Below are 9215 nucleotides of genomic sequence, written 5' to 3' on the forward strand. Positions count from 1 at the left end.
GAAGAAACGCTACGTGTGCCAGGCGTGCGGGTCGGTCACCCCGCAATGGGCCGGGCAATGCGTCGACTGCGGCGACTGGAACACGCTGGTGGAGGATGCCGGCGCGGTGGTGACGGTGTTCCAGGCGCGGCACAATCTGCAATCGGGCGGCCGTGCGATCCAGTTGAGCGGGCTGGATACCGCGATTCCCTTGCCCGACCGGATGGGCACCGGCATCGCCGAGCTGGACCGCGCGCTGGGCGGCGGCTTTGTCGAGGGCAGCGCGACGCTGATCGGCGGCGATCCCGGCATCGGCAAGTCGACGCTGCTGTTGCAGGCGGCGGCGCGGCTGGCGCTCGCCGGGCGGCGCGTCGCCTATGTCTCGGGGGAGGAGGCGTCGGATCAGGTGCGGCTGCGCGCGCGGCGGCTGGGGCTGGGCAACGCCCCGGTCCAGCTCGCGGCGGCGACGTCGGTGCGCGACATTCTCACCACCTTGGGCGACGGCGACGCCCCCGCGCTGCTGGTGATCGATTCGATCCAGACGATGCACAGCGACCTGATCGAGGGCGCACCCGGCACCGTCAGTCAGGTGCGCGCGTCGGCGCAGGAGCTGATCCGCTTCGCCAAGGAACGCGGCACCGCGCTGGTGCTGGTCGGCCATGTCACCAAGGACGGTGCGATCGCCGGCCCGCGCGTGCTCGAGCATATGGTCGATACGGTGCTGGCGTTCGAGGGCGAGCGCAGCCACCAGTACCGCATCCTGCGCGCGACCAAGAACCGCTTCGGCGGCACCGATGAGATCGGCGTGTTCGCGATGGAGACCGGCGGGTTGTCGGAGGTGTCGAACCCGTCGAGCCTGTTCCTCACCACGCGCGACGAAGGCGTCAGCGGCACGGTGGTGTTCCCCGCGCTGGAGGGGACGCGGCCGGTGCTGGTCGAGATCCAGGCGCTGGTGGTGCGGCTGGCGTCGGGCGCCACCCCGCGCCGCGCGGTGGTCGGCTGGGATTCGGGCCGGCTGGCGATGATCCTCGCGGTGCTGGAGGCGCGGTGCGGGCTCAGCTTCTCCTCGGCGGAGGTCTATCTCAATATCGCCGGCGGCTACCGCGTGCAGGATCCGGCCGCCGATCTGGCGGTGGCGGCGGCGCTGGTGTCGGCGTTGAGCGAACGCCCGATCGCGGTTGACGCGGTGACCTTTGGCGAGATCGCGCTGTCGGGGGAGGTGCGCCCGGTGGCGCATGGCGCGCTGCGGCTCAAGGAAGCGGGCAAGCTCGGCTTCGCCCGCGCGCTGGTGCCGGCGAAACAGGGCAGCGAGGGGGCGGCGATGACGGTGGCGAGCTTCGCCAACCTCACGCGCTTCGTTGACCATCTGCTGGGGCGCGGATAGCGAGTTCGTCGAGGCGCCGTTCGCCCGGCGTTGGTGCCGCGAACCGTCTGGGGGTGAGACGTCCATGGGCCTGACCGCACTCGATATCCTGGTGCTCATCGCCGTCGGCGGCGCCGCGATCCTGGGGGTGATGCGCGGCTTCGTCACCGAGGTGCTGTCGCTGATGGCGTGGATCTTCGTCGTGTTCGCGCTGAAGCTGTTCCACACGCCGCTGTCCGCGCTGTTCGCGGGCGTGGTCGGGACGGAGGCGGGGGCGGCGACGCTGGCGTTCGCGATCATCGGCGGCGTGACATGGTTCGGCGGGCGGATGGTGGCGCGCGCGATCGGCGGCCGTACGCGCAGCTCGATCCTCGGTCCGGTCGATCGTGCGCTGGGGTTCGGCTTCGGCGCGCTCAAGGGACTGATCCTCGTCAGCCTGGCGTTCCTGCTGGTGGTGCTGGCGATCGACACGATCAGCGGCGGGCCGACCCGGCGGCCCGAATGGATCACCGCGTCGCGCACCTACCCGCTGCTCAACGCGACCAGCGCCAGCATCGCCGATTTCGTCGACCGTCGCCGCAAGGGCGAACCGGTGTTCGGCGTGGAGGACAGTGCCGGCACGGCGGTCAACGTGCGCTAGGGTCCCACCCCGGCGTCGCGCCTGCGGAATCGCCAGCGAGGGGGTGTGCGGCGCGGCGTTTGCCGCTTACATGGGGTCGGTGAACGCGCCGCTCTACAACACCGCCATCCTGCGCCTCGCCGCCACCGCGCCGTTCCAGCAACGGCTCGCCGCGCCGATGGGGACGGCGGAGAAGCGGTCGCCGGTGTGCGGCAGCCAGGTCGCGGTCGACGTCGATGTCGACGACGCCGGGCGCGTCGCGGCGATCGGCATGGCGGTGCGCGCCTGCGCGCTGGGTCAGGCCTCCGCCTCGCTGATGGCGACGCACGCGGTCGGGCGGTCGCTGGCTGAACTGGTGGCGGCGCGCGATGCGCTGGCGGCGTGGCTGGCGGGTGAGCGGACCGCGCCGCCGGACGGCTGGCCGGGGCTCGACCTGCTGACCCCCGCGCTGCCGCACAGCGCGCGCCATCCCTCGATCCGCCTCGCCTTCGACGCCGTGGCCGACGCAACCCGCCAGGCGGTGACACGATGACCCAGGCCGCCCACGAAACCGCCAGCCTGGTGCGCGACATGGTGCCGATGTTCGGCTTCGCGCTGGTGTTCGTGCTGATCTTCCGCCGGCTCGGGCTCGGCGCGACGCTGGGCTATCTCGTCGCCGGCGCGGTGGTCGGGCCGCAGGTGCTCGGGCTGGTCGGCGGAGCCGAGACCAAGATGGAGTTCTCCGAACTCGGCATCACGCTGCTGCTGTTCCTGGTCGGACTGGAGCTGAAACCGTCGCGGCTGTGGCGGATGAAGCAGGATATCTTTGCGCTCGGCGGGTTGCAGGTCGTGCTGTGCGGCGTGACCATCGCCGCGATCATCTGGTTCGGCGCCGGCTTCTCGCCCGAAGCGGCGCTGGCGCTCGGACTGCCGCTCGCGCTCAGCTCGACCGCGCAGGTGCTGCCGATGCTCCAGTCGGCCGGCCGCCTGCGCACCCCGTTCGGCGAACGGGCCTTTTCGATCCTGCTGTTCCAGGACCTGTCGATCGTGCCGATGATCACCATCATCGCCGCGATGAGCCGCAACCCGGCCGATGCCGGCGGGCCGCCGGGGTGGCTGCTGGCGGCCTATACGGTGGCGGCGATCGTCGGGCTGGTGCTGGCGGGCCGCTTCCTGTTGCGGCCGCTGTTCCGCCTGATCGGCAATCTGGGCGAGCGCGAGATGTTCGTCTTCGCCGGGTTGTTCACCGTGATCGCCAGTTCGGCGCTGATGGAGGCGCTCGGCCTGTCTACCGCGCTGGGCGCGTTTATCGCCGGGATGATGCTGGCCGATTCGCCCTATCGGCACGAGCTGGAGGCCGATGTCGAGCCGTTCCGCTCGATCCTGCTCGGGCTGTTCTTCCTCACCGTCGGCATGTTGCTCGATCTGAGCGCCATCGCCGAGCGGCCGCTGTTCGTGCTCGGCATGGCGCTGGCGCTGATCGCGACCAAGATGGTGGTGATCATGGGGATCGGGCTGGCGTTCCGTATGACGTGGCGCGGCGCGCTGGCGCTGGGGCTGCTGCTCAGCCAGGGGGGCGAGTTCGGTTTCGTGCTGTTCGCGCAGGCGCAGAACGCGCTGCTGATCGCGCCGGAGGCGGCGAGCCTGTTCTCGGCGATCGTCACGCTGTCGATGGCGAGCACGCCGTTCCTGATGATGGCGACCAGCCGGCTGCGCGAGGAGCCGGTCAAGAGCGAGGAGCGCGACGGGCCGAAGGCGGACGGATCGAACGCGATCATCGTCGGCTATGGCCGCTTCGGGCAGACGGTGGGCCAGATGCTGTTGGCACAGGGCATCGCGGTGACTTTGGTCGACACCGATATCGAGATGATCGACATCGCCGGGGAATTCGGCGCGACCGTCTATTACGGCGACGGTACCCGCATCGACCTGCTGCGCCAGGCGGGGGCCGCGGAGGCCGAGCTGATCCTGTTCTGCATGGACGGCGACAAGGTCGACGGCGATCTGGTCGACGCGGTGCATGAAGCGTTTCCCAATGCCGCGATCTTCGTCCGCGCGTTCGACCGGCGCCAGTTGCTCAAGATCAAGGGATCGGCGGCGTCGGGGGTGGTGCGCGAGCTGCTCGAATCGGCGGTGCGCATGGCGCGCGAGGCGATGGCCGCGATCGGCGTCGACGGCGACGAGATCCGGCGCAGCGAGGAGCTGTACCGCGCGCGCGACCGCGAACGGCTGAAGCTGCAATATGAGGCGGGGGACATCCGCGCCGCGCGCGACACGATGATCGTCACCCCGCGCAAGGGCGGGATCGGGGAGGATTGCGGATGAACGGATTGATGATCGTCGCGGCGCTGTCGGGCGCGCTGGCGGTGGCGGCCGGCGCGTTCGGCGCGCACGGCGCGAGCGGGCAGGCGGCGGAGTGGCTGCGCACCGGCGCGCAATATCAGATGATCCATGCCGTTGCCGCGCTGGTCGCTTTGCGCACGGGCGCGTCGGGTCCGGGCTGGTGCTTCGTCGCCGGCGGCGCGGTGTTCGCGGTCACGCTCTACGCGATGGCGGTGGGCGCGCCGCGCTGGCTGGGCGCGGTCACCCCGATCGGCGGCGTGCTGCTGATCGCCGGCTGGCTGTGGCTGGCGTGGAGCGCCGCGCGCGGCTGATCGCGCGCGGACCGATTCTCGCTGATCGTTTCCCACATGCAACCTTCGCCAGCCGGCGCCGTTGTCCTGTCTTCAGGTCGCGGCGGGCGCGGCCTTGACGAGGGAGACCGTGCATGGGGAAGGGTTGTCTGTTGTGGCTGCTGGGAGTGCCGATCCCGGTGATTATCATTCTTTATCTGTTGTTTGGCCGCTAGGCCGCTCGTTCAGGCGGCGGCCGGCATCGCGTCGAGGAACGCCGCCACCGCCGCCAGGTCCACCGTCTTGTCGAGGTAGGTCCGGCCGATCCCGCGCGTGAGCAGGAACGGCAGCGTGCCGGCATCCATCTTCTTGTCGTGGAGCATGTGCGCCACCAGCACCTGGCCGTCCGCCGCGATCCCGGCGGCGGCGGGGCTGTCGGGCAGCCCGACCGCGCGCAGGTGCGCGGCGACCCGTTCGGCGTCCTGCTCCGGCGCGATGCCCTGCGCGGCGGAGAAGCGATAGGCCAGCGCCATCCCCGCCGCCACGCCCTCACCGTGCAGCAGCCGGCTGGAAAATCCCGTCTCCGCTTCGAGCGCATGGCCGAACGTGTGGCCAAGGTTGAGCAGCGCGCGCAGCCCGGTCGTCTCGCGTTCGTCGGCGGCGACGATCCGCGCCTTGGCGGCGACCGAATGGCTGATCGCGTGTTCGCGCGCGGCGGGATCGCCGGCGAGCAGCGCGCGGGCATTCGCCTCACACCATTCGAAGAACGCGGGATCGTCGATCAGGCCGTATTTGACCACTTCGGCATAGCCCGCGCGCAGTTCGCGCGCCGGCAGCGTGTCGAGCACCTGCGGATCGATCAGCACCAGCGCCGGCTGGTGGAACGCGCCGATCAGGTTCTTGCCAGCGCGCGCGTTGATCGCGGTCTTGCCGCCGACCGACGAATCGACCTGCGCCAGCAGCGTGGTCGGGATCTGGACGAAGCCGCAGCCGCGCTTGACCACCGAACAGGCGAACCCAACGAGGTCGCCGATCACCCCGCCGCCCAGCGCGATGACATGGTCGCCGCGCTCGACGCCCAGGTCGAGCAGCCGGTCGGTCAGCGCCTCGAGGTGCGCCCAGCTCTTGGTCGATTCGCCCGGCGGCAGCACGATCGCCTCGCTGGCGACCCCGGCGTCGGCCAGGCTCGCCTGGAGCGTGGTCAGGTGCGGGCGGACGTTCTCGTCGGTGACGATCGCCATCGTCCGGCCGCGCGACAGCGGCGCCAGCCGCGCGCCCGCCCGCGCCAGCAGCCCGCTCTCGATGACGACGTCATAGGCGCGCTCGGCAAGGTCGACGTGGACGACGGTCATAGTCCCAGGGCTTTCAGGATCGCCGCGACGGTATGGTCGTGCGGCGCGTGGTTGCTCGGCACCCGGATCGGCGCCATCGCGTAGAAGGGGTTTCGCTTGGTGGCGAGGTCGCTCAGCACCGCGTGCGGATCGGCGTTGCGCAGCAGCGGGCGGTGATCGCGCCGGGCGACGCGCGCGGCCAGCACATGCGGTTCGGCGTCGAGCCACACCGCCAGTGCCTGGTCGAGGATCAGCGCGCGAGTCTCCTGGTTGACGAACGCGCCGCCGCCGGTGGCGATCACCTTGGGCGTGCCGTCGATCAGCCGCGCGATCACCCGCCGCTCGCCGTCGCGGAAATAGGGTTCGCCGTAGGTGTCGAAGATCTCGCTGATCGGCATCCCCGCGGCGGTCTCGATCTCGTTGTCGGCATCGACGAACGGCAGGTCGAGGCGCAGCGACAGCCGCCGCCCCACGGTCGATTTGCCCGCGCCCATCAATCCGACAAGGACGATCGGCTTGCCCGTCCAGGGGGGCAGGGAGGAATTGGCGTGTCTCATCGTCGGCGGGGGCTATACAGCGAGGGTGCCGGTCGGGCAAAAGGCGCGCGCAATCGTCCCAAAAGGCTGTGTCATGTCGCGTTTTCTCATCATTGTCGTCGCCGTGCTGATCGTGCTGGTGGGCGGCACCTTCTGGCTCGCCGGGCGCAACGTCGAAAAGGCGCCGGCCCCGGTCGAGAAGGCGGTTTCGCTTGAAAATCTCAGCTAGCGTCGGGCTGGGCGCGCTCGCCCTGGCGCTGGCCGGCGGGGCGGGGCTGGCCGCCGTCAGCCAGCAGCAGACCGCGCCCGAATCGATCCTCCCCCCCGGATTCAACGAACCGGTCGCCCCCGCGCCGGCACCGGCGCCGCGATCGACGCCCGCGCCCGCCTCCGCGCCCGGCGCCGGGCAGCGCCCGCCCGCGTCGGTCCTGCCGCCGCCGGGGACCGCCGCCACGCCGCTGACCGACGCCGGTCCGGTGCCGGCGCCGGACGCGACGCCGACCCCGGCCGCCACGCCGGCGGCGGTCGATCTCTCGGCCTATGAGATTCCCGACTATGCCCGCCGCTCGCTGAGCGACGTCGGCGCGATCGGCCCGCGCAGCGGCGGCGTCGGCGCCAACGCCTTCACCGGAACCTCCGGCCCGTTCGTCGAGCGGCTGATGCGCCGGCTCGACGCACCGTTGCCGTCGCGCTGGCTGTCGATCGCGCTGCGCCGCGCGCTGGTGTCGCGGGTGGCGCCGCCGCGCGGGGTCAACGGCGCCGATTTCGCCGCCGAGCGCGCGTGGCTGCTGATCCGCATGGGCGAGGCCGACATGGCCCGCGCGGTGGTGCAGAGCGTCGATCTGGAAGATTACACGCCCAAGCTGTTCCAGGTGGCGATGCAGGCGATGCTCGCCGCCGGCGATCCGGCCGGGCTGTGCCCGCTGGCCGATTCGGCGGTGCACGTCTCGAACGAGGCGGGCTGGCCGTTCGCGCAGGCGATGTGCGCCGCGCTGGCGGGCAAGCCGGCGGAGGCCGGACGGCTGTTCACCGCCGCGCGGCGGACCACCGGCCGCACCATCGATTCGCTGCTGGCGGAAAAGGTGGTCGGCGCGGGCGGCGGGCGATCGGTGACGATCGAGACGGCCGAATGGAACGGCGCCGACCGGCTGACGATGTGGCGCTACGGGCTGGCGGCGGCGACCGGGGTGGCGATCCCCGACGCGCTCTATGGCACCGTCGGCGCCCAGGTGGCGTCATGGCGCGCGACCTCGCCGATGGTCGAGCCGCTGGCGCGGGTCGCGGTCGCCGACATGGCGGCGGCGCAGGGCGTGCTGTCCAGCCTGGCCCTCGCCGACCTCTATGGTGAGATCGCGGCGACGGACGACAGCAATTCGGCGGCCGGCGCGGTCGGGCGCGATCTGCGGACGGCGTTCGCCGCCGCCTCGCCCGACGATCGCATGGCGGCGCTCAAGCAATTGTGGGATGCGCCGGGCGATGCGCGCGGCCGCTACGCCCGGCTGATCCTCACCGCGCGCGCCGCCGCGCGGGTGACGCCGCAGGGCGCGCGCGCCGCCGATTCGGGGCGGATCGTCGCCTCGATGCTCACCGCGGGGCTCGATATCGCCGCCGCGCGCTGGCGCACCGTCGTCCCCGCCGCGAGCGACGGCTGGGCGATGATCGCGCTGACCGATCCGCGCGGCGGCCGAGTTAGCTATGGCCAGGTCGACGGTTTCCGCGGCGCCGATGGCGATCCCGATCGGGTCAAGGCGCGAATGCTGCTGGCCGGGCTGGCCGGGCTTGGCCGGCTGTCGTCGTCCGATGCCGAGAATCTGGCGCGCGCGCTCGACGTGCGGCTGGGCGCGGAGAATAGCTGGACCCGCGCGATCGCGGCGGCGGCGGCGCGGCATGAGGCTGGAACGGTGCTGGTGCTCGCCGGCATCGGGATGCAGACCACCAGCTGGCGCGGCGTACCGCCCGAGATGCTGTTCCACAGCGTCGCGGCGCTGCGCGCGGTCGGGCTGGAGGGCGAGGCGCGGATGATCGCCGCGGAGGCGATCGCGCGGCTCTGATGACCGCCGGCGAGGATCGCGCGCTGATCGAGCGTTTCCTCGAGATGCTGGCGGCGGAGGCAGGGGTGGCGGCGAACACGCTCGCCGCCTATCGCAGCGACCTGACGCTGGCGTCGGCGGCGCTCTCGGGGCGGCTGGGCGCGGCCGACGCCGCCGCGCTGCAACGGCTTGCCGACGGCTGGGCGGATCTGGCGCGGGCGACGGTGGCGCGCAAATCGGCGGCGCTGCGGCGGTTCTTCGCCTTTCTGGCCGAGGAGGGGCTGCGCGGCGACGATCCCGGCGCGGTGCTGCCCCGGCCGGGCACCGCGCGCGGACTGCCCAAGGTGCTGTCGATCGCCGACGTCGATTCGCTGTTCGCGGCGATCGCGGCGCGGATCGCACGGGTGCCCGCCGACCCCAACGACCTGCGCCTCGCCGCGCTGATCGAGTTGCTCTACGGATCGGGCCTGCGCGCCAGCGAGCTGGTGTCGCTCCCCCGCAACGCCGTCGACCCTGACCGCCCTTATCTGATCCTGCGCGGCAAGGGCGGGCGCGAGCGGCTGGTGCCGATCTCCGATCGGGCGCGGGCGGCGGTGGCGGCGTGGCGCGCGCACGTCGCGGCCGACCAGCCGTGGCTGTTCCCGGCGGGGAAGAGCCACCTCTCCCGCGTTCGGCTGCACCAATTGGTCAAGGCGCTGGCGGCACAGGCCGGGATTCCGCCCGAGCGGATCAGCCCGCACGTGCTGCGCCACGCCTTCGCCACCCA

General features: G+C 72.0%; 10 protein-coding genes. 8 read left to right on the top strand and 2 right to left on the bottom strand.

What is annotated here, in order from left to right:
• From radA to VNR91_RS06705, 5 genes are all read left to right on the top strand, one after another.
• On the top strand, window positions 1–1363 hold a 1363-nt coding region (gene radA, locus VNR91_RS06685; protein ID WP_325489993.1), incomplete at its 5' end, for a DNA repair protein RadA.
• 64 nt (window positions 1364–1427) lie between these two features.
• Window positions 1428–1982 carry a CvpA family protein gene (locus VNR91_RS06690; RefSeq protein ID WP_325489994.1) on the top strand — a complete coding sequence of 185 codons (555 nt, stop codon included), beginning with the start codon at window positions 1428–1430 and terminating at the stop codon, window positions 1980–1982.
• A gap of 79 nt (window positions 1983–2061) precedes the next feature.
• Window positions 2062–2493: an iron-sulfur cluster assembly scaffold protein gene (locus VNR91_RS06695; RefSeq protein ID WP_325490002.1), complete on the top strand. Its 432-nt coding sequence runs from the start codon at window positions 2062–2064 to the stop codon at window positions 2491–2493.
• Window positions 2490–4265: a cation:proton antiporter gene (locus VNR91_RS06700; RefSeq protein ID WP_325489995.1), complete on the top strand. Its 1776-nt coding sequence runs from the start codon at window positions 2490–2492 to the stop codon at window positions 4263–4265. The genes VNR91_RS06695 and VNR91_RS06700 overlap by 4 nt, the downstream gene beginning before the upstream one ends.
• Complete coding sequence (locus VNR91_RS06705) at window positions 4262–4594, top strand: DUF423 domain-containing protein (protein ID WP_325489996.1); 333 nt, start codon at window positions 4262–4264, stop codon at window positions 4592–4594. Before VNR91_RS06700 ends, VNR91_RS06705 begins: the two co-directional genes overlap by 4 nt.
• A 203-nt stretch (window positions 4595–4797) precedes the next feature.
• On the opposite strand, the gene aroB is transcribed toward VNR91_RS06705, so the two are convergent.
• Together aroB and VNR91_RS06715 are read right to left on the bottom strand one after the other, a co-directional pair.
• Window positions 4798–5904, bottom strand: coding sequence for a 3-dehydroquinate synthase (aroB, locus tag VNR91_RS06710; protein ID WP_325489997.1), 1107 nt, complete (start codon window positions 5902–5904; stop codon window positions 4798–4800).
• Window positions 5901–6440, bottom strand: a complete 540-nt coding sequence (locus VNR91_RS06715; RefSeq protein WP_325489998.1) for a shikimate kinase — start codon at window positions 6438–6440, stop codon at window positions 5901–5903. Before VNR91_RS06715 ends, aroB begins: the two co-directional genes overlap by 4 nt.
• A gap of 73 nt (window positions 6441–6513) precedes the next feature.
• Here VNR91_RS06715 and VNR91_RS06720 point away from each other — a divergent pair, with 73 nt between their 5' ends.
• The 3 genes from VNR91_RS06720 to VNR91_RS06730 form a co-directional block, all read left to right on the top strand.
• On the top strand, window positions 6514–6648 hold the full coding sequence (locus tag VNR91_RS06720) for a hypothetical protein (RefSeq protein ID WP_325489999.1): 135 nt from the start codon (window positions 6514–6516) through the stop codon (window positions 6646–6648).
• Window positions 6632–8470, top strand: a complete 1839-nt coding sequence (locus tag VNR91_RS06725) for a hypothetical protein (RefSeq protein WP_325490000.1) — start codon at window positions 6632–6634, stop codon at window positions 8468–8470. Before VNR91_RS06720 ends, VNR91_RS06725 begins: the two co-directional genes overlap by 17 nt.
• Window positions 8470–9215 (top strand): tyrosine-type recombinase/integrase (locus VNR91_RS06730; RefSeq protein WP_325490001.1); only part of this gene is annotated, 746 nt, incomplete at its 3' end. The genes VNR91_RS06725 and VNR91_RS06730, both read left to right, overlap by 1 nt.

This window comes from Sphingomonas sp., assembly GCF_035555815.1.
In the GTDB taxonomy this organism is placed as follows: Bacteria; Pseudomonadota; Alphaproteobacteria; order Sphingomonadales; family Sphingomonadaceae; genus Sphingomonas.

Excerpts from the sequence above, each read along its gene's own strand:
- VNR91_RS06700 (WP_325489995.1), top strand. The coding sequence starts at position 2,490 with ATGACCCAGGCCGCCCACGAAACCGCCAGCCTGGTGCGCGACATGGTG.
- VNR91_RS06705 (WP_325489996.1), top strand. The coding sequence starts at position 4,262 with ATGAACGGATTGATGATCGTCGCGGCGCTGTCGGGCGCGCTGGCGGTG.
- aroB (WP_325489997.1), bottom strand. The coding sequence starts at position 5,904 with ATGACCGTCGTCCACGTCGACCTTGCCGAGCGCGCCTATGACGTCGTC.
- VNR91_RS06715 (WP_325489998.1), bottom strand. The coding sequence starts at position 6,440 with ATGAGACACGCCAATTCCTCCCTGCCCCCCTGGACGGGCAAGCCGATC.
- VNR91_RS06720 (WP_325489999.1), top strand. The coding sequence starts at position 6,514 with ATGTCGCGTTTTCTCATCATTGTCGTCGCCGTGCTGATCGTGCTGGTG.
- VNR91_RS06690 (WP_325489994.1), top strand. The coding sequence starts at position 1,428 with ATGGGCCTGACCGCACTCGATATCCTGGTGCTCATCGCCGTCGGCGGC.